This window comes from Amycolatopsis magusensis, from assembly GCF_017875555.1.
Classification (GTDB): Bacteria; Actinomycetota; Actinomycetes; order Mycobacteriales; family Pseudonocardiaceae; genus Amycolatopsis; species Amycolatopsis magusensis.
In genome coordinates this window covers 372168-391655 of sequence record NZ_JAGGMS010000001.1, presented here as the reverse complement: position 1 = coordinate 391655, position 19488 = coordinate 372168, and the positions used below count along the sequence as shown (strand labels likewise).

Sequence of the window (19488 nt, the reverse complement as noted above, 5' to 3'; positions counted from 1 at the left end):
GTGGAGGCCGCACGGGTGCCGTGAAAGTGGCTTTCACGGCGTAATTCGCTGTGAAAGCCACATTCACGGCACTAAAAGAGAGAGCGTCAGGCTTGGCCGTCGAAGAGGCTGGTGACCGAGCCGTCTTCGAAGACCTGTTGGATGGCTCGGGCCAGCAGGGGGGCGATCGAAAGGACCGTGAGGCCGGGGAAGCGCTTCTCTTCGGGGATGGGCAGCGTGTTGGTCAGGATGACCTCGCGCGCCTTGCAGTTCGAGAGGCGGTCGGTGGCGGGGTCCGACAGGATGCCGTGCGTGGAGGCGATCACCACGTCCGAGGCGCCTTCGTTCAGCAGCGCTTCGGTGGCCTTCACGATGGTGCCACCGGTGTCGATCATGTCGTCGATCAGCACGCACAGCCTGCCCTCGACCTTGCCGACCACGCGGTTGGCCACGGCCTGGTTGGGCTTGTCCGGGTCGCGGGTCTTGTGGATGAAGGCGATCGGCTTGTTGCCGAGCTGCTCCGCCCACTTCTCCGCCAGGCGCACCCGGCCGGAGTCCGGGGAGACCACGGTGATCGCGTGCTCGGCGTAGGTGGTGTTGATGTGGTCGGCCAGCAGGCTCTGCGCCAGCAGGTGGTCCACCGGCCCGTCGAAGAAGCCCTGGATCTGCGCGGTGTGCAGGTCGACCGTCATGATCCGGTCGGCGCCGGCGGTCTTGAACAGGTCCGCGATCAGCCTCGCCGAGATCGGCTCGCGGCCCTTGTGCTTCTTGTCCTGCCGGGCGTACGGGTAGAACGGCATGATCACGGTGATCCGCTTGGCGCTCGCGCGCTTGAGCGCGTCCACCATGATCAGCTGTTCCATCACCCACTCGTTGATCGGCTGCGGGTGGCTCTGCAGCACGAAGGCGTCACACCCGCGCACCGACTCCTGGAACCGGACGAAGATCTCGCCGTTGGCGAAGTTGTGCGCCGTCTGGGGAGTGATGGTGATGTTGAGGTGCTTGGCCACCTCTTCGGCCAGCTCTGGGTGGGCGCGGCCGGAGAAGAGCATCAGGTTCTTCTTCGGCGTACCGGACTTCGGGCTCATTTCTGCGACTCCCCGTCGTTTTCCACTTCGTTTCGGGCGAGAGCCGCCTCGGCTGCCTCCGCCGCGGGAGTGCCCGGTCGCTTCCGGGCCACCCAGCCTTCGATGTTGCGCTGCGGCCCCCCCGAAACCGCCAGCGCGCCCGGCGGCACGTTCCGCCGGATCACCGCACCCGCCCCGCTGGCGGCACCGTCGCCGACGGTCACCGGGGCGACGTACATGTTGTCCGAGCCCATCCGGACGTGGGAGCCGATGGTGGTGTGGTGCTTGTGCACGCCGTCGTAGTTGACGAACACGCTGGCCGCGCCGATGTTGCTCTGCTCGCCGATGGTGGCGTCGCCGACGTAGCTCAGGTGCGGCACCTTGGTGCCCCGGCCGATGTCGGCGTTCTTGGTCTCGACGAAGGTGCCGATCTTGCCCTTGTCCCCGAGCCGGGTCCCCGGCCGCAGGTAGGCGAACGGGCCGACGCTGACGTTCTCGCCGAGCACCGCGCCCGAGCCGTGCGTGCGGATCACGCTGGCGCCCGCGCCGACCTCGACGTCGGTCAGCGTGGTGTCCGGGCCGATCGTCGCGCCCTCGCCGACCGTGGTGGCGCCCTTGAGCTGGACGCCCGGTTCGATGCGCACGTCGCGGGCCAGCGTCACCCCGGCGTCCAGCCAGGTGGTGGCCGGGTCGACCACGGTGACTCCGGCGCGCTGCCAGGCCCGCACGAGCCGCCGGTTCAGCTCGGCGCCCAGCACCGACAGCTGCACCCGGTCGTTCACGCCCTCGGTCAGCCACGGGTCCTCGACCACCAGCGTGCCGACCGCCCTGCCGTCACCGCGCGCGATGCTCAGCACGTCGGTCAGGTACAGCTCGCCCTGCGCGTTGTCGGTGGACAGCCGGGACAGCCCGTCGGCCAGCACGGCCGCGTCGAAGGCGTAGACCCCGGAGTTGATCTCGGTGATCGCCAGCTGGGTCTCGTCGGCGTCCTTCTGCTCGACGATGGCGGTGACCCCGCCGTCGGCGTCGCGCACGATCCGGCCGTACCCGGTCGGGTCGGGGACCACCGAGGTCAGCACGGTCACCGCGTTGCCGGCGCCGGTGTGCTCGGCGAGCAGCGCGGCCAGGGTCTCGGTGTCCAGCAGCGGCACGTCGCCGTAGCTGACCACCACCGTGCCGGTCAGCTGGGGAGGCAGCGTCGCCAGCGCGCACCCGACCGCGTGCCCGGTGCCGTTCTGCGCTTCCTGCACCGCGGTGCCGATCGGGCGGCCGAGCTGCTTGGCGACCTCGTCCAGGTGCCCGCCGACCGCCTCCCGGCCGTGGCCGACGACCACGACGAGGTGCTCGGGGTCGAGCCCGGCGGCGGCCCGCACCGCGTGTTCGACGAGCGGCCGCCCGGCGATCGGGTGCAGCACCTTCGGGGTGGTCGACCGCATGCGGGTGCCCTCGCCCGCGGCGAGGATCAAGGTTGTCAAAGGCCCGGTCACAACGCTCCTAGCGCTCCTCGTGTGCGTTTCCGCCGGGGCCCGATCCTACGTGTGCTCTCGCAGTCCCCACGCCGGGTCGGTGTCGGCGGGCTCACCCGGCCAGCCCGCGGCGGGCTCACCGGCTTCCAGAAAGGCCGAGGCGACCTGGTTCCCGCCCCGGCGTTTTGCCTGGTACATGGCGGCATCGGCGCGGGAGAGCACCTGCTCGGCCCGTTCCTGCGCGCGGATGGAGACAAGTCCAACCGAAAGGGTTACCCCGTGCGAGAGGTGGTGCGGCAGCGACGCGACGGCCGTCACAGCGCGGCTCAGGGCCTGGGTGGCCGCCGACACCGGAGCCCCGGGCAGCAGCACGATGAACTCGTCACCGCCGTAGCGCGCCACGATGTCGTCCCCGCGCAGGGCGTCGCGCAGCGTGCTGGCCACCACGCGCAGCACGTCGTCACCCTCCGCGTGCGAATGCCGGTCGTTGACGCCCTTGAACCCGTCGAGGTCGACCAGTGCCACGGCGAGCGGGTGTGATGTTGCCGACGAAGCCAGCGCGCGCAGGCGCTCGTCGAGCGCACGGCGGTTGGGCAGCCCGGTCAGCGGGTCCTGCAGCGCCTGCTGCGTCATCTCGCCGTGTTCGGCGGAGAGCCGCTCGTGCTCGCGGCGGGCGGTCAGCGTGGCGATCTGCGACTCGCGCAGCGTCCACAGCTCGGCCTCCAGCGCGCCGGCGTAGTTCAGCAGGAGCGTGGGCGCCAAGGCCGAACTGTCCGATTCCTTGGAGAGGTCCTCGTTCTGGTGCGTTTCCAGCTTCGCCAGCTCGCGCACCAGGTTGAGCCGCATCGACGGCTGGGAGTTGTCCTCGGCGGCGTTCGCGCGCGCCGAGTTCAGCACCTCCAGCGCCTCCTCGCGGCGGCCGATGTGGTCCAGGCACCTGGCCAGCGCGATGGTCACGATGACCTGCTCGTGCGGGTAACCGGGCTCGGTGAGCAGGCCGCGCAGGCGGTCGAGGTGGACCGCGTCGGGTGCGGCCAGCGCCAGCGCGGCGGCCAGCACGCCGACCTGGTCGATCGCGGGCACCCCGGACTTGCGGGGGAACAGCGACTCGGCGAACGGCGCTTCCGCGGCCACCGCCATCGAGGCCGCGGTGCGGAACTTCTCCACCGCCTCGTCGTAGCGGCCGACGCGTTCGAGCCGCAGGCCCCAGCCGAGCATCATCTTGACCCGGTTGATCAGCTGCAGGGTGATCTCGTGCGGCCCGGCGCTGTCGCGGATCGCCTGGTGCGCCCGGGAGATCACCTCCTCCGCGGCTTCGTAGACGCCGAGCTGGTTGAGCACCAGCCAGCAGTCGATCAACGCGCTGGCCAGCAGCTTGTCCCAGGCGCGGCGGCCGAGTTGCACGTCGGGGGTGGCGGAGTCGTCCAGGATGGCCAGTGCCCTGGCGATCTCGGTGAGCGCCGCGTCCTCCTGCTCGGCCAGCACCAGCCGCCGCCCGCGCAGCGCGTGCGCGTCGGCCCGCAGCAGGGCCAGGCCGTGCCTGCGGGTGTGCGCGAGCATCTCGTCGACCTTGGGCTCGGCGTCGGCGGCCATGCCCTTGGTGACCAGGCGGGCCAGGCACACCGACCGGAGCAGCTGGGCGACCAGGATCGGCTCGCCGCGGCGCTGGGTCTCCTCCAGCAGCTCGTCGAGGGTCTCGATGATCTTGACCTGATCGGCGTACTCGCTGCGCTGCACGGTGGCGATGAGTTCGCGGGCACGGCCGACCAGCCAGGCGTCCGACATCTCGATCAGCGCCGGGCGGCGGTGCTGCTTGGGCTCACTCACGTCGTCGTGCAGTGGTTTCAACCCCCTCGGCTGTTTCCGATCGGGCGCGCGTGCTCCGCCGCCAGGATTCGAACCTGAACTGTCAGAACCAAAATCTGAAGTGCTGCCAATTACACTACGGCGGATCGTGCCTGGTCAGGATAGCCAGCCCGGCCCAGGCCAGGCCACACGGGTTGACCTCGCGCGCGATCATGCCTGGTGGGCCCGGCGTCACGCCTTTTGACTCTCCCCAGGCGGCACAACTTCCGGTACCGTAACTTACGGCATCGTAGGTAAGGACACCCTTGGTGATGAGGGGTCCACCGCTAGGAAGAAGTGACGTGTATGACGGCCACCCTTGACCGTTCCGCCTCCGGAGATTCCCCAGCAGCCAAAGGCCCGAAACCGGTCATCGACGGTCAGCGGTCCTTTCCCATCCAGTTCTCGGTCTACCTCGGGGTCATCGCACCCCTGCTGGCGCTGCTGGTCGCGGTTCCCTTCGCCTGGGGGTGGGGCCTGAGCTGGGTGGACGTCGGGCTCTTCGTGCTCTTCTACTGCATCAGCGGTCTGGGTATCACGGTCTCGTTCCACCGCTACTTCACGCACGGCTCGTTCAAGGCGAAGCCGTGGCTGCGGGTGGCGCTGGCCATCGCCGGCAGCATGGCGCTGCAGGGCCCGGTGATCACCTGGGTCGCCGACCACCGCCGCCACCACGCCTTCTCCGACCGCGACGGCGACCCGCACTCGCCGTGGGCCTTCGGCACCACGCCGCTGGCGGTGGCCAAGGGCTTCTGGCACGCGCACATGGGCTGGCTGTTCGAGCGCGACCAGACCAACGCCGAGCGCTTCGCCCCGGACCTGGTCAACGACCCGGCCATCGCGCGGGTGAACCGCCAGTTCGGGCTGTGGACCCTGGTCAGCCTGCTCGGCCCGGCGCTGCTCGGCGGGCTGCTCTCCTGGTCGCTGTGGGGCGCGGTGACCGCGTTCTTCTGGGCCGGGCTGGTGCGCGTCTGCGTGCTGCACCACGTGACCTGGTCGGTCAACTCGATCTGCCACATGATCGGTGAGCGTCCGTTCGCCGCGCGCGACCGGTCGGCGAACTTCTGGCCGCTGGCGATCTTCTCCTTCGGCGAGTCGTGGCACAACCTGCACCACGCCGACCCGACCTCGGCCAGGCACGGCGTGCAGCGCGGTCAGATCGACATCTCCGCGCGGGTGATCTGGCTGTTCGAGAAGTTCGGCTGGGCGCACAGCGTGCGCTGGCCGACGCCGCAGCGACTGGCCCGGCTTTCGACGGAAAGCAAATAAGATTCAGGCCCGGACGGTAGGGTGCCCCGGTGGCGGCCAAACGTCGGGGGAAGCGTGAAGGGATCACCGGGGTGCGTCCAGGCACCCCGGTGACCCGTGTCCGGATGACCGGTGCCGAACGCCGCCAGCAGCTGCTGGACGTGGCGCGGGCGCTGTTCGCCGAAAAGGGGTTCGAGGGCGCGTCGGTCGAGGAGATCGCGCACCGCGCCAACGTCTCGAAACCCGTGGTGTACGAGCACTTCGGTGGCAAAGAGGGCATCTACGCGGTGGTCGTGGACCGCGAGACCCAGCTGCTGCTCGACCGCATGGTGTCCACTTTGCACGGTGGGCACCCGAGGGCGATGCTGGAGCAGGCCGCCGTCGCGCTGCTGTCCTACGTGGAGGATTCGCACGACGGGTTCCGCATCCTGGTGCGGGATTCCCCGGTGGCCAGTTCCACCGGCACGTTCTCCACGCTGCTCAACGACATCGCCAGCCAGGTCGAGCACATCCTGGGGCAGCAGTTCGCCGCGCGCGGGTACGACGAGAAGCTCGCCGCGCTGTACGCGCAGTCGCTGGTGGGCATGGTCGCGCTGACCGGTCAGTGGTGGCTGGACGCGCGCAAGCCCAAACGCGACGAGGTGGCCGCGCACCTGGTCAACCTCGCCTGGAACGGGCTTTCCAACCTGGAGCACAAGCCGAAACTGCGGCTGGGCTAGCGGGTCCGAAGCTCACGGATTTCCGGTATCGTCGGTCTCCCGCCGCCATTGAAAGCGCTTACTGCGAATAGGGGAACCGATGGTGCAGAGCAGGGAAATCGTCGTCACCGGCGGCGGGACCGGGATCGGGTACGCCGTGGCCGCGAAGTTCGCGGCGGCGGGCGAGAACGTCACGATCACCGGACGCCGCGAGAAGGTGCTCTCGGAGGCCGCCGCGCTGCTCGGCGCGAAGTACGTGGCCTTCGACGCCGCGGACGCCGCCGCGGTGGAGCGGGCGCTCGCCGAGTTGCCCGAGCGCGTCGACGTGCTGGTGAACAACGCCGGCGGCAACACCGACCGCATCCGCGAGAAAGCCACCGACCTGGCCGGGGTCGCGGACGCCTGGCGGGCGAACTTCGAGGCCAACGTGCTGACCACCGTGCTGGTGACCACTGCGCTGCAGCCGCGGCTGGCCGAGCGGGCGCGGGTGGTGACCATCGGCTCGATCGCGGCGAAGGCCGGTTCGGGTTCGTACGGCGCGGCCAAGGCGGCGCTGGAATCGTGGAACGTCAACCTCGCCAAACAGTTGGGCACCTCGGGCGCCACGGCGAACATCGTCGCGCCCGGCGTCACCCTGGACACCGAGTTCTTCCAGGGCACGCTGGACGAGAAGTGGCTGGAAAGCAGGCTGTCGGCGGCGATCAACAAGCGTGCTGGGCACCCGGACGAGATCGCTGATGCGGTGTTGTTCGTGGCGGGGGTGGGGGCTGGGCATATTACGGGGCAGGTGTTGCATGTGAATGGTGGGGCTTATTTGAGTTCGTAGCTTTTGGGGCCCGGTTTTCCGCCCCGGTTTTTTAGTGTGACTACGGCGAAGACCCCCATGTCAAGGCGGGAAAGATGCCTTGACATGGGGGTCTTCGCCGTGTTTTTGGCTGTGGACCGGGGTGGGGTGGGGGGGTCTGGGCGGGTGCTCCTGTCGGGTGCCCGGGCGGCGGTTTGGTAGGGGGGCGGCGGGGGGCGAATGCTATGAGTGGGGCATTACTTGCGTTGGATGCAAGTAATGCCCCACTCATAGCATTGGGCGCTGGGGGAGGGAGTGTCAGGCCAGGGTGACGCGCAGGAGTTTGTCGTTGTCCCCGGTCGAGGTGGTCACGTACAGGGCGCCGTCCGGGCCGGTGCGGACGCCGCGCAGGCGGCCGAACTCCGAGTTGAACTCCGGCGGCAGGTACACGTCCGTGACCGCGCCGGGGCCGTCCATGGTGAAGACCAGCAGCTTCTGGCCCCGCAGCGCGGCCAGCACCATCCGCCCGTCCAGTGCACCCCACTGCGGGCCGGTCAGGAAAGCGGCGCCCGAGGGGGCCTCGGTGGTCTTGCCCGAGGTCCACGCCTGCGGCACGGCGTCCGGGAAGCGCTCCAGGTCGGTCATCGGCACGCTTTCGTCGTACTCGTCGACCGTGCCGCCCTGCGAGGGGTCCCACCCGTAGTTGCCGCCCGCCTTGACCAGGCTCAGTTCGTCGAAGTTCGTCGGCCCGTGCTCGGAGACGAACACCTGGCCGGTCCCGGTGCGCACGGCCACGCCCTGCACGTTGCGGTGCCCGTAGGTGTACACGCGCCGCTCGTTCGCGTTCGCCGACGACGCGAACGGGTTGTCCGGCAGGCCTTCCCCGGTCCGCAGGTCGATCCGCAGCACCTTGCCGCCGAGGTTGGTGCGGTCCTGCGGCACGCCAGGGTCGTCCGCCGCGTCCCCGGTACCGACGAGCAGCGCGCCGTCCTCGGCGATCGTCGGGCGGCAGCCGCTGTGCCTGCCGTTCGGGTTCACCGGCATGCCGGTGAGCAGGGTCTGCACGCGCTGCGCGGAAGTTCCGTCGGCGGACAGCGTCCAGGTGATCAGCCGGACGTCGGTCGGCGTCTCACCCTGCTTGTAGTTCTGACAGGTGGTGAACCTGCGCGATTGGGCGAAATCCGGATGGATGACCAGGCCGAGCAGACCGCTCTCGTGCTCGACGAAGAGGTCCGCGAAATCGGCCTTCACCTCCGTCGTGGTCGCCCCCGGCTGGAGCCCGGAAACCAGCGCGAGCTTGCCCGGCCGCTGGGTGATGAGCGCCTTGCCGTCGGGCAGGAAACCGATGTCCCAGCCGTGCGTCAAACCCCCGGCGACCTCCTCGACCTTCAGCGCGAGGCTCGCGGGCTTCCCGGCGGGCGCGGCGTTGGACGGGGGCGCGGACGGCGTGGCGGCCTCCGGCGCGGGGGGTGTGTCGCTGCAGGCCGAGGTGAGCGTGACCAGCGCGGCGATCATCGCGATTCCGGCTTTTCGTGCGGGCATGGACCCCAGCATGCACCGTGGTGACCGGCCGCGAAAGTGTCGGTCGCTCCACGTAGGCTGGTTCGTGACGCACCAGGTGAGGGGAAGTCTGCGGTGAACTCTGCAGTGAACAACGCCGTTCTGTCCGGTCTTGTGGAGTCCACCCTGTCCGGCTCCGCGCTGCGCCCCGTGCTGGACCGCGCCGGGGCACCGATCCTCGAACTGCAGGGGCCGACGGCGGCCCGGCAGCTGGTCGCGGCCGCCCTCGCCGCGCCCGGTGGCGCCGATCGCCCGGTCCTCGCCGTCACGGCCACCGGCCGCGAGGCCGACGAGCTGACGGCCGCGCTCTCGGCCATGCTCGGCCCGGACGCCGTCGCGGACTTCCCGTCCTGGGAAACGCTGCCGCACGAGCGCCTTTCGCCCCGCGCGGACACCGTCGGCCGCCGCCTCGAGGTGCTGCACCGGCTCAACGGGCCCGGCCACGGCGGCCTGCGCGCGGTGGTCTCCACCGTGCGCAGCCTGATCCAGCCGATGGCCCCCGGCCTGGGCACGCTCGCGCCGGTCGACCTGCGGGTCGGCGAGGAGCAGGAGTTCGAGGGCGTGCTCGAACGGCTGGTCGAACTGGCCTACACCCGCGTCGACATGGTGGAGAAGCGCGGCGAGTTCGCCGTGCGCGGCGGCATCCTCGACGTCTTCCCGCCGACGGCCGAGCACCCGCACCGCATCGAGTTCTGGGGCGACGAGGTCAGCGAGATCCGCGCGTTCGCGGTGTCGGACCAGCGATCCCTGCCCGGCGAGATCACCGCGGTCGTCGCGCCACCGTGCCGCGAGCTGCTGCTCACCGCGGACGTCAAGGCCCGCGCGGCCGAGCTGGCGCAGACCCACGCCGCGGACGCCCAGCTGGCCGAGATGCTCACCAAGCTCGCGGACGGAATCCCTTGTGAGGGAATGGAAGCGCTCATCCCGGTGCTGTGCGCGGGTGAGCTGGAGCTGCTCACCGACGCGATGCCGGTCGGCACCCACGTGCTGCTCGCCGACCCGGAGAAGATCCGCGCGCGGGCACACGACCTGGTCCGCACCGGTCAGGAGTTCCTCGAAGCCTCCTGGACCACGGCCGCCGGCGGTGGCGCCGCACCGATCGACCTCGGTGCCTCCGCCTACCGCGACCTCACCGAGGTGGCCGCGCACGCGCAGAGCACCAAACGCCCCTGGTGGACGCTGTCGCAGCTGACCACCGAGGGCCGGGACGTGGTGCACGTCGCGGTCGAGGCCGCGCCCGCCTACCGCGGTGAGTTCGAGCGCGCGATCGCCGACCTGCGCGCGCACACCGCTTCCGGCGGCGCCGCGGTCATCGTGGTCGCCGGGCACGGCACGGCCAGCCGCGTGGCCGAGCAACTGGGCGCGGCCGAGGTCCCCGCCCGGCAGGTGGAGCGCCTGGAGGAGCCGCCGGAGACCGGGCTCGCGACGATCACCTGCGGCGGGCTGTCCGACGGGTTCGCGCTGCCCGGCCAGGCGCTGGTGGTGCTCAGCGAAGCGGACCTGACCGGCCGCGGCGCGGGCGCCGGATCGTCCACAAGGGACCTCAACACCAAGATGCCGTCGCGGCGGCGCAACGCGGTCGACCCGATCGCGCTCAAGGCCGGCGACTACGTGGTGCACGACCAGCACGGCATCGGCCGGTTCGTGGAGATGGTGCAGCGCACGGTCGCCGGGGCCACCCGCGAGTACCTGCTGCTCGAATACGCCTCCTCCAAGCGCGGCCACCCCGGCGACCGGCTGTTCGTGCCGACCGACCAGCTCGACGAGGTCTCCCGCTACGTCGGCGGTGAGCTGCCCACGCTGAACAAGCTCGGCGGCTCGGACTGGAAGAACACCAAGGCCAAGGCGCGCAAGGCGGTCAAGGAGATCGCCGCCGAGCTGGTGCAGCTCTACGCCGCCCGCCAGGCCGCGCCGGGGCACGCCTTCGGGCCGGACACCCCGTGGCAGAGCGAGCTGGAAGACGCCTTCCCGTTCACCGAGACCAACGATCAGCTCGCCGCGATCGACGAGGTCAAGACCGACATGGAACGCGGTGTCCCGATGGACCGCGTGATCTGCGGTGACGTCGGCTACGGCAAGACCGAGATCGCCGTGCGCGCGGCGTTCAAGGCGGTGCAGGACGGCAAGCAGGTGGCCGTGCTGGTGCCCACCACGCTGCTCGCGCAGCAGCACCTGAGCACCTTCGCCGAGCGCATGCAGTCGTTCCCGGTGACCATCAAGGGCCTGTCGCGGTTCACCTCGAAGACCGATTCGGACCTGACGCTCGAAGGACTGGCCGCCGGCGAGGTGGACATCGTCATCGGCACGCACCGCCTGCTGCAGACCGGCGTCCGCTACAAGGACCTCGGCCTGGTGATCGTGGACGAGGAGCAGCGGTTCGGCGTCGAGCACAAGGAGCACATCAAGGCGCTGCGCACGCACGTCGACGTGCTGACCATGTCGGCCACCCCGATCCCGCGCACGCTGGAGATGTCGCTCGCCGGGATCCGCGAGATGTCCACCATCCTCACCCCGCCCGAAGACCGGCACCCGATCCTGACCTACGTCGGCGCGTACGACGACAAGCAGGTCGGCGCTGCGATCCGCCGTGAACTGCTGCGTGACGGCCAGGTCTTCTACGTGCACAACCGCGTTTCGACGATCGAGAAGGCCGCCAAGCGGATCCGCGAACTGGTGCCGGACGCGCGGGTCGCGGTCGCGCACGGGCAGATGAACGAGGACAAGCTCGAGCACCTCATCGAGGGTTTCTGGGCACGCGAGTTCGACGTGCTGGTGTGCACGACGATCGTCGAGACCGGGCTGGACATCTCCAACGCGAACACGCTGATCGTCGAGCGCGGTGACCTGCTCGGCCTGGCGCAGCTGCACCAGCTGCGTGGCCGCGTCGGCCGCGGGCGCGAGCGCGGGTACGCCTACTTCCTGTACCCGGGCGAGGCGCCGCTGACCGAGACCGCGCACGACCGGCTGGCCACCATCGCGCAGAACACCGAGCTCGGCGCGGGCATGGCGGTCGCGATGAAGGACCTGGAGATCCGCGGCGCCGGGAACATCCTGGGCGCCGAGCAGTCCGGGCACATCGCGGGCGTCGGCTTCGACCTGTACGTGCGGTTGGTCGGCGAGGCGGTGGACGTGTTCCGCCGCAGTGCCGGCGCGGAGCCGCTGGAGGACGAGGCACCCGCCGAGGTTCGGGTCGACCTGCCGGTGGACGCGCACATCCCGCACGACTACGTGCCCGGCGAGCGGCTGCGCCTGGAGGCGTACCGCAAGATCGCCGCGGCGGCCGACAGCGCCGCGCTGGACGCGGTGCGCGAGGAACTGGTCGACCGCTACGGCCAGCCGCCCGCCTCGGTGGGCAGGCTGCTGGCGGTGGCGCGGTTCCGGCACGCCTGCCGCGCGTCCGGGGTGACCGAGGTGTCCACGCAGGCCAACAGCATCCGCTTCGCACCGCTGCCGCTGGCCGATTCGCAGCTGGTGCGGCTGAAGCGCTTGTACCCCAAGGCGATGTACAAGGCGGTGACGCACACGGTGTCGGTGCCGAAGCCGACCGAGGGCGCCGCGGGCGGCCGGATGGGCGCGCCCCAGTTGCGCGACGAACCGCTGCTGGACTGGTGCACCAAACTGCTGCGATCGCTGACGAAGGCACCGGCCGCGGTCGGTTGACGAACCGGTCGTTCCCCAGCGGCGAACGGATGTGAGAGGGTAGGCGCTGTGATGCGGATCATGGGTCGCCCGCGGGCGCTGTTTGCCGTCCTGACCACCGGTCTTCTGCTCGCCGGCTGCGGCTCCGGGCCGAGCCAGGTGGACTCGGCCGCGATCGTCGGTGACCGGTCCGTGCCACTGGAGTCGGTGCAGCGGGAAATCACCTGGCTGCTGGAGAACTCGCCCGACGCGCAGCAGGCGCAGCAGCAGCGCAAGCTCGACCTGAACGCCCGCGTGGTGGTCGACGGCCGGATCCTGCACGAACTGCTCGCCGTGGCCGCGCAGCGCGAAGGCCTGCGCGCGGACCCGGCCCAGGTCAACGAACTCATCGAGCGCAGCGGCGGGGCCGCGGCCATCGCGCCGCGGGTGAACACCTCGGTCGAGCGCGTGCCCGAGTTCGTCTCCGACTTCCTGATGACCCAGGAGCTGGGCGCGAAGTACGCCTCGTCGCTGGCGGTGGACGTGATCGGCACGGTGATCACCGAGGAGTCGCCCGGCTCCACCGCGAAGGACCAGGCGCTCACGCTGGCCAAGAAGATCGCCGACCAGCCCGCGCGGGCCGGTGAGGTGATCAGCGAGTCGAACCTGCGGGTGCTGCAGCAGCCGCTGAACGTGGCCGCGACGCAGGGCGAGCAGGGTGGCGCCGAGGCGTTGCCGGGCAGCGCGCTGTTCGGCGCGAAGCCGGGCACCGTGGTCGTGGTGCAGCCGAGCCAGCAGCAGGCGGGCTGGTTCGTCGCGCTGGTGAAGGACCGCACGACCACGTCCACGGCGCCGCAGACGCCGATCGCGCCGGACTCGGAAGCCGTCTACCAGCTCGGCAAGCGGCTGCTGCAACCGATCGCGGAAGAACTCGGCATCAAGGTCAACCCGCGTTACGGCGTGTGGGACGCGGCGAGCATGGCCGTGCTGCCGAACGCCGACGAGGCGACGGGCTACCAGTTCCCGGCGAAGGCCGTGCAACCATTGCGGCCATGAACACGGTCGTCCTGGCACCTGCGGCACTTCCCGCGGTGCTGCCCGCCGCCGCGTGGCCCGCACTGCGCTCGGCCGATGTCGTCTACGCGGCCGGTGACCTGCCCGAGGTGACGCGGGTCGCGCTGGACGCGAAGGCCGCGCCCGCGCCGGAGGAACTGCTGCGCGCGACCGGTGCCGTGGTGCTGGTCGCGGCGGATCGCACCGACCCGGGTGCCGCGGCGCTGCTGGACGCGGGGGCCGCGCTGGTCTCGGTGCCGGTGCCCGCCGTGGTCGAAGCCGTGGCGGTGATGGACAAACTGCGTTCGCCGGGTGGGTGCCCGTGGGACGCCGCGCAGACGCACGACTCGCTCCGGCAGTACCTGGTCGAGGAGACCTACGAACTGCTGGAAGCCATCGAGGACGGCGACCGGGCGGCGCTGCGCGAGGAACTGGGCGACGTGTTGCTGCAGGTGCTCTTCCACGCCCGCGTGGCGGCGGAAGACGGGCAGGACCCGTTCGACATCGAGGACGTCGCCGGCGAACTGGTGGCGAAACTCGTCGGGCGGCACCCGCACGTGTTCGGCGGCGACGAGGTGATCGACACGGCCGAGCACCAGCAGGTCCGGTGGGAAGAGCTGAAGCAGACCGAAAAGCGCCGGGAGTCCATTGTGGACGGCGTGGCGCTGGGGCAGCCGGCCGTGGCGCTGGCGGGCAAACTGGGCCAGCGCACCGGCCGCGCGGGCCTACCGTCCGACCTCTTCCCCGCCGGGGACACCGACGCCGAACAACTCTTCCGCCTGGCGGCTTCCGCCCGCCGAGCCGGCGTGGACCCGGAAGGCGCGCTACGAGCCGTCGCGAAGCGCTTCGCCGCCGACGTCCGCACCGCCGAAGCCTCCGCCCGCTCCGCCGGCGTCACCCCCCAAGACCCCCCCACGTGGCGCCACCACTGGCCCCACTAACCCCCGTCCCCCCGAACCCACACTCTCGCACCCCAACCCCACACTCAGGAACCCGAACCCCACGTTCAGGCACCCGAACCCCACGTTCGCGAAGCCGAACCCCACGTTCAGGCACGCGAGTTCGACCCTCAGGCACTCGAGTTCCGCATTGGGGTGCTGGTGCCGAGTTGGGGTGGCCAGGCTCCGGGGGCCGGGCTGCCGGGTCAGGTAGCCGAGTCCCACGTTCAGGCACCTGAGTTCCACGTTCCCGCAGCCGAGTTCCACTTTTGCGAGTCCGAGTTCGGCATTCGCGTCCTGTGTGCAGGCGGCTGAGCTGACTGTGGGGCTCGGTCGCGGAACCGCGGGACTCGGCTGCCCGAGCGCGGACTCAGCTGCGCGAGTGTGGGACTCGCGTGCGCGAGCGCGGGATTCGGGCGCCTGAGTGGGAGACTCGGCTGCGCGAGTGTGGGGTTCGGCTACCTGGACGTGGGGTTCGGCTGCGCGAGTGTGGGACTCGGGCGCGCGAACGTGAGGTTCGGATGCCTGAAGGTGGCACTCGGGTCCTCGAGTGTGTAACTCGGGTGCCTGAGGGTGGGGTTCGGGTGCCTGGACGTGGGTTTGGGTTTGGGGGGTCGGGGGTGGGGGTTTGGCCGTAACCTGAACGGGTGGTCGAACCTTCGCCTGTGGAGACGTTGCCCGGGCCGCCGTCACCGCGGCGGCGGAGGCCTGGGCGGCTGATGACGCGGCTGGCGCTGGTGGCCACCCTCATCGTGGCCGGGCTGGTGCTGGTCCTCACCATCGGCGTGACCCGCAGCCAACGGGACGAACCCGACAACCCGCCCCTTCCGGTGCCCGATCAGCGGCCCCAGCCGGGCGTCGCGGTGCCCCGGCAGGCGTTGCCGGCGCCTCCGGATCGGCTCAACGCCTCCGATCAGGCCGAACTCGACGCCTGGGCGCAGAAGGTGGCCGCTGCGACCAATGTGTCACCGCGGGTGCTGGCCGGTTACGGCAAGGCCGAGATGTGGATGCGGTCCCAGCAACCCGGCTGCCGCATTTCGTGGGCGATGCTCGCCGGCGTCGGGCGCGTCGAGTCGCAGCACGCCGGGTTCGGGGGCGCCGAAGTCGGCGCCGACGGCCGGGTGAGCAAACCGATCATCGGCATCCCGCTCGACGGGTCCGAAGGCGTGAAAGCCGTCCCCGACACCGACGACGGCAAGCTCGACGGCGACCAGCAGTGGGACCGCGCCGTCGGCCCCATGCAGTTCCTCCCCGCGACCTGGCAGCGCCACGCCGCCCGCGCGGCAGGCGACGGCGCCCTGCCCGACCCCCAGAACATCGACGACGCCGCCCTCACCGCCGCCCGCTACCTCTGCTCCTCCGGCGGCGACCTGGGCACCCCGGACGGCTGGTGGAAGGCCGTGCTCACCTACAACCAGTCGGTCGAATACGGACAGGACGTGTTCAGCGGCGCCGATGCCTACGCCGCCGCCATCCCCGCCCCCTAGGATCGACGACCATGGGGCCCGCATTCCTGTTCGACGAGCAAGCACCCGCCTACGACGCGAACGGTTTCCACGACCGGGTCGCCACCGCACTGGTGGACGGCCTGGGAAACACGCCCGTGCAGACCGTGCTCGACGTGGCCACCGGCACCGGTGCCGCCGCGTTCGCCGCGCTGCGGCTGCTGGATCCGGAAAGCGTCACCGCGCTCGACATCTCCGGCGGCATGATCACCCGCGCCCAGGAGCGCGCGGCCGAGTTCGACCCCGAAGGCCGGATTTCGTGGCTGGTCGCCCCGGCCGTGCCCGCCCCGGCGTCCGATGTGGACCTCGTGCTCTGCGCGTCCTCGCTCCACTTCCTCGGCCTGGCCGCCATCGAAGACTGGCTGCGCGTGCTCAAGCCGGGCGGCCGCGTCGCGTTCACCCTGCCGTTCGCGGGCACCTTCAACCCGTCCGGCCCGATCGCCGGGCACGTGGCCGCCGATCTCCCCATACCGTCCGATGTGGACGAAGCCGCCGCGGTGGCCGCCGGGTTCGCCGACGTGCGCGTGCGACGCTGGGAGACCGACGGCCGCGTCGTCTTCCTGGTCCACGGCCGCAAGCCCTAGGACCGCCGCAACCGCAGCAGGTTGTCGAGACGGGTGCCCGCCTTGCTTTCCGGCTGCGAGACCACCTCGTCCGCCTCGATCCGCCACTGCGGGCCGAGTGCCAGCGACTCCAGCACCTCCGCCGTGGTCGGCAGCGGCCCGTGCTCCGGGTGCTCACCGGCGTGCCCGATGATCAGCAGCAGGCCGCCCGGCGCGACCGCCGCCTGCGCCGCCTGGCCCAGGATGCGGTTGCGTTCGCCGTCCCCGGCCACCGGCGAGTGCAGGAACGCGGCCGACACCAGATCGAACTCACCGTCCGGAAAGGACAGTGTGAAATCGTGCCGCTGCCAGTCGATCCGGTCGGCGACCCCGGCCTCGGCCGCGTGCGCCGCGGCCCGCTTCAGCGCGGTCTCCGACACGTCGGCCGCGGTGACCCGCCAGCCCGTCGACGCCAGCCAGATGGCGTCGCCGCCCTCGCCGCAGCCGAGGTCCAGTGCGGTGCCCGGCCGCAGGTCCGCGACTTCCCGCACCAGCAGCGAGTTCGGCTTGCCCGACCACACCTCGCGCTCGCTGTAGAAGTCCTCCCAGAACTCCGCCGCCTCGCTCATTCGCCCGCTCCGACCAGGTCGGCGTGGATGCCGATCGCGGCTCGCGCCCCGTCACCGGCGGCGGTGATCACCTGCGCCCGCAGGTCGACCACGTTGCCCGCGGCCCACACCCAGCTCACGCTGGTCCGACCGAAGGAATCCACCTCGACCAGCCCGTCCTTCCCGTGCGCGCAGCCGAGGTTCACCAGGATCCGGTCCTTCGGCACGAACTTCGGCGCGACGAACACCGTGTCGCGCTCGACCACCGTGCCGTCGGCCAGTTCCACCCCGCGCAGCCGGTGTTCCTCGGTGCTCAGGCGGGAAACCGCGCCGGTGATCACCTTCACGCCGCGTGCGCTCAGCCGCGCCAGCGCGTCGGCGTCCGGCGGGTTCTCGTGGCTGAAGAACACCACGTCGTCACTCCATTCGCGGAGCAGCTCGGCCTGGTGCGCCGAGTTCGGCGAGGTGCCGAGCACGCCGATCCGCTGGTCGCGCACCTCCCAGCCGTGGCAGTAGGGGCAGTGGTGCACATCGATCGCCCACAGGTCGCGGACGCCGGGCAGGTCGGGCAGCTCGTCGGTCAGCCCGGTCGTCACCAGCAGGCGCTTGGCGCCGAGCAGCCGCCCGTCGGCCAGTTCGACGGTCCGGTCGTGACGCACCGCGCGCACCACCCCGTCGAGCACCTCGCCGCCGTAACCCTCCACTTCGGACCGTCCGATGGCGAGCAGTTCGCCGGGTGGCGTGCCGTCCCTGGAGACGAACCCGTGCACGCCCTCGGCCGGGGCGTTGCGCGGGTTGCCGCCGTCGATCACGGCCACCCGCCGGCGCGCCCTCGCCAGCACCTGGGCCGCGTTCAGTCCGGCCGGCCCACCGCCGATGATGATCACGTCGTAGTCGCTCATGTCCCCGAGCATCCGGGCCTCCCGGCGAATTGGCAAAGTTCTTTGCCGATCTGGCAAAATGGCCCTCATGTCCGAGATCGAGCAGGTGCTCAGCGGTGTCGGCCCCCGGCTGAAGGCGCTGCGGCGCGAGCGGCGGATGACGCTCGGCGCGCTCGCCGAGTCCACCGGCATCTCGCAGAGCACGCTCTCGCGGCTGGAGTCCGGGCAGCGCCGGGCCACCCTGGAACTGCTGCTGCAGCTGGCCCGCGCCTACCAGGTGCCGCTCGACGACCTGGTCGGCGCGCCCGCGGTCGGTGATCCGCGCGTGCGCATCGAGGCCAAGGAGACCAACGGCATGACCACGATGGCGCTGAGCAAGCGCCCCGGTCAGCCGCAGGCGTACAAGCTGGTCGTGCCGCCGCGCGGGGAGGTCGACCTCAAGGTGCACGAGGGCTACGAGTGGATGTACGTGCTCGACGGCCGGTTGCGCCTGGTCCTCGGCGACCGCGACATGGTCCTCGGGCCGGGCGAGGCGGCCGAGTTCGACACGCGGGTGCCGCACTGGTTCGGCGCTGCCGACGACTACCCGGTGGAGGTGCTCTCGCTGTTCGGCAAGCAGGGTGAGCGAGCCCACCTCCGCGCCAAAGCCGGCAAAGGCTAGTCGTTGCCTCGCAACGCGATGCGCGCGGTCAGCTCGGACACGCCGTCCTGGTAGTCGGGCACCGGGTACATCGCGTTCGCCATGCGCATCTGCCCGAGCGCCTCGGCCAGCCGGTCCATCCGCTGCAGCGTGCGCCCGAGCACGAACCGCGCGTAGTGGTCGGTGGGGTCCAGCTCCAGCACCCGGCGCAGGGCGGCCTCGGCCCGGCGCAGCTGCGCGGAAAGGAAGTAGGCGCGTCCGGCGAGCAACTGCACGCTCGGCTTGTCCGGTTCGGCCTCGAGCACCGGCTGGAGCAGCTTCAGCGCTTCGAGCGGCCGACGCGCGCTGACCAGGTCCTCCGCCTTGCGGAACGCCGCGAACCGATCCTCCGCCGGGTCCTGTTCCTGAGCAACCATGGTCCCTTCGACGGTACCCGCGAGCGCGGGCCCGCGCGACGGCCGAGCCGGTGATCAACCCGGCGCGCCGGAGGGGGTGCGGCCCACCGCGGAAGTTCACATGGTGGACTAACCCGTCATGAGCGAAGAGCACGAAGGGGGAACGCGCTACCTCGGGCTGGCGCCGTACCTCTACTACACCGACGCCACCGAAGCGCTGGACTGGCTGGTCAGGGTGTTCGGCTTCACCGAGAAGGTCCGGTACGTCGATTCGTCCGGTGTGGTCTTCCAGGCCACCCTCCAGGCGGGCACGGCCGAGGTGCAGCTCGCCGGCGCCGGCTCCGACTACTGGGAGTCCAAGGGGGTCGACGGCCCGGTCGGGCAGCTCAACATCGTCTACGTGGCCGATGTGGACGAGCAGTACGCCCGCGTCTGCGCGGCGCTCGGTGAGGACGCCGACCTCGCCCCGCCGCAGGACCAGCCCTACGGCGCGCGGGTGTTCACCGTGCCCGACGTCGGCGGCAACAGCTGGACCTTCTGGCAGCAGGTGTCCGACCAGGTCGAGCTGCCGGCGGGCTGGCAGGTCATCCGCAACGGGTGACGTGAGCCTCCAACGGGTGACCCTCGTCAACGGCTACGCTGGGCGGCGTCGTGGCTGGGA

17 protein-coding genes and 1 tRNA gene are annotated in these 19488 nt (G+C 70.9%); 10 read left to right on the top strand and 8 right to left on the bottom strand.

The window, feature by feature from the left end; genetic code table 11:
• Positions 1 to 86: 86 nt before the first annotated feature.
• From JOM49_RS01780 to JOM49_RS01765, 4 genes are all read right to left on the bottom strand, one after another.
• Positions 87 to 1067: a ribose-phosphate diphosphokinase gene (locus JOM49_RS01780; protein WP_209662489.1), complete on the bottom strand. Its 981-nt coding sequence runs from the start codon at positions 1065 to 1067 to the stop codon at positions 87 to 89.
• Complete coding sequence (gene glmU, locus JOM49_RS01775; protein ID WP_209662487.1) at positions 1064 to 2533, bottom strand: bifunctional UDP-N-acetylglucosamine diphosphorylase/glucosamine-1-phosphate N-acetyltransferase GlmU; 1470 nt, start codon at positions 2531 to 2533, stop codon at positions 1064 to 1066. Before glmU ends, JOM49_RS01780 begins: the two co-directional genes overlap by 4 nt.
• 45 nt (positions 2534 to 2578) lie before the next feature.
• Positions 2579 to 4297, bottom strand: coding sequence for a GGDEF domain-containing protein (locus JOM49_RS01770; protein WP_209670675.1), 1719 nt, complete (start codon positions 4295 to 4297; stop codon positions 2579 to 2581).
• A 95-nt stretch (positions 4298 to 4392) separates the two neighbouring features.
• A tRNA-Gln gene (locus tag JOM49_RS01765) sits at positions 4393 to 4464 on the bottom strand.
• A 199-nt stretch (positions 4465 to 4663) separates the two neighbouring features.
• On the opposite strand from JOM49_RS01765, the gene JOM49_RS01760 reads away from it, so the two are divergent.
• The 3 genes from JOM49_RS01760 to JOM49_RS01750 all read left to right on the top strand — a co-directional run bounded on the left by JOM49_RS01760 (position 4664) and on the right by JOM49_RS01750 (position 7129).
• The gene (locus JOM49_RS01760) at positions 4664 to 5626 is read left to right on the top strand and encodes an acyl-CoA desaturase (protein ID WP_209662485.1); all 963 of its coding nucleotides are present in this window, start codon (positions 4664 to 4666) and stop codon (positions 5624 to 5626) included.
• A 104-nt stretch (positions 5627 to 5730) separates the two neighbouring features.
• Positions 5731 to 6324 (top strand): TetR/AcrR family transcriptional regulator, encoded by a 594-nt coding sequence (locus JOM49_RS01755; RefSeq protein WP_209670673.1) that lies wholly within the window; start codon positions 5731 to 5733, stop codon positions 6322 to 6324.
• Between the two features lie 79 nt (positions 6325 to 6403).
• Positions 6404 to 7129: an SDR family NAD(P)-dependent oxidoreductase gene (locus tag JOM49_RS01750; RefSeq protein ID WP_209662484.1), complete on the top strand. Its 726-nt coding sequence runs from the start codon at positions 6404 to 6406 to the stop codon at positions 7127 to 7129.
• 276 nt (positions 7130 to 7405) lie between these two features.
• On the opposite strand, the gene JOM49_RS01745 is transcribed toward JOM49_RS01750, so the two are convergent.
• Positions 7406 to 8629 carry a PQQ-dependent sugar dehydrogenase gene (locus JOM49_RS01745; RefSeq protein ID WP_209662483.1) on the bottom strand — a complete coding sequence of 408 codons (1224 nt, stop codon included), beginning with the start codon at positions 8627 to 8629 and terminating at the stop codon, positions 7406 to 7408.
• Between the two features lie 120 nt (positions 8630 to 8749).
• Between JOM49_RS01745 and mfd the strand changes: the two genes are divergently transcribed.
• The 5 genes from mfd (at position 8750) to JOM49_RS01720 (ending at position 16345) form a co-directional block, all read left to right on the top strand.
• Entirely contained in the window at positions 8750 to 12307 is a 3558-nt protein-coding gene (gene mfd / locus JOM49_RS01740) for a transcription-repair coupling factor (RefSeq protein ID WP_209670671.1), read from the top strand.
• A 51-nt stretch (positions 12308 to 12358) separates the two neighbouring features.
• Positions 12359 to 13321: a hypothetical protein gene (locus tag JOM49_RS01735; RefSeq protein WP_209662482.1), complete on the top strand. Its 963-nt coding sequence runs from the start codon at positions 12359 to 12361 to the stop codon at positions 13319 to 13321.
• Entirely contained in the window at positions 13318 to 14259 is a 942-nt protein-coding gene (locus JOM49_RS01730) for a nucleoside triphosphate pyrophosphohydrolase (protein WP_209662481.1), read from the top strand. The genes JOM49_RS01735 and JOM49_RS01730 overlap by 4 nt, the downstream gene beginning before the upstream one ends.
• 716 nt (positions 14260 to 14975) lie before the next feature.
• On the top strand, positions 14976 to 15743 hold the full coding sequence (locus JOM49_RS01725; RefSeq protein ID WP_245369210.1) for a lysozyme family protein: 768 nt from the start codon (positions 14976 to 14978) through the stop codon (positions 15741 to 15743).
• Positions 15744 to 15754: 11 nt separating this feature from the next.
• Positions 15755 to 16345 (top strand): class I SAM-dependent methyltransferase, encoded by a 591-nt coding sequence (locus JOM49_RS01720; protein WP_209662480.1) that lies wholly within the window; start codon positions 15755 to 15757, stop codon positions 16343 to 16345.
• Here JOM49_RS01720 and JOM49_RS01715 read toward each other — a convergent pair.
• Positions 16342 to 16932 (bottom strand): class I SAM-dependent methyltransferase, encoded by a 591-nt coding sequence (locus JOM49_RS01715; RefSeq protein ID WP_209662479.1) that lies wholly within the window; start codon positions 16930 to 16932, stop codon positions 16342 to 16344. The genes JOM49_RS01720 and JOM49_RS01715 overlap by 4 nt on opposite strands.
• Entirely contained in the window at positions 16929 to 17813 is an 885-nt protein-coding gene (locus tag JOM49_RS01710) for an NAD(P)/FAD-dependent oxidoreductase (protein ID WP_245369209.1), read from the bottom strand. Before JOM49_RS01710 ends, JOM49_RS01715 begins: the two co-directional genes overlap by 4 nt.
• 67 nt (positions 17814 to 17880) lie before the next feature.
• On the opposite strand from JOM49_RS01710, the gene JOM49_RS01705 reads away from it, so the two are divergent.
• Entirely contained in the window at positions 17881 to 18453 is a 573-nt protein-coding gene (locus JOM49_RS01705) for a helix-turn-helix domain-containing protein (protein ID WP_209662476.1), read from the top strand.
• Here the strand turns inward: JOM49_RS01705 and JOM49_RS01700 are convergent.
• Positions 18450 to 18848, bottom strand: coding sequence for a tetratricopeptide repeat protein (locus JOM49_RS01700; protein WP_209662474.1), 399 nt, complete (start codon positions 18846 to 18848; stop codon positions 18450 to 18452). The two genes, JOM49_RS01705 and JOM49_RS01700, sit on opposite strands and share 4 nt — an antisense overlap.
• Before the next feature lie 118 nt (positions 18849 to 18966).
• On the opposite strand from JOM49_RS01700, the gene JOM49_RS01695 reads away from it, so the two are divergent.
• Positions 18967 to 19428 carry a VOC family protein gene (locus tag JOM49_RS01695; RefSeq protein WP_209662472.1) on the top strand — a complete coding sequence of 154 codons (462 nt, stop codon included), beginning with the start codon at positions 18967 to 18969 and terminating at the stop codon, positions 19426 to 19428.
• Positions 19429 to 19488 lie beyond the last annotated feature (60 nt).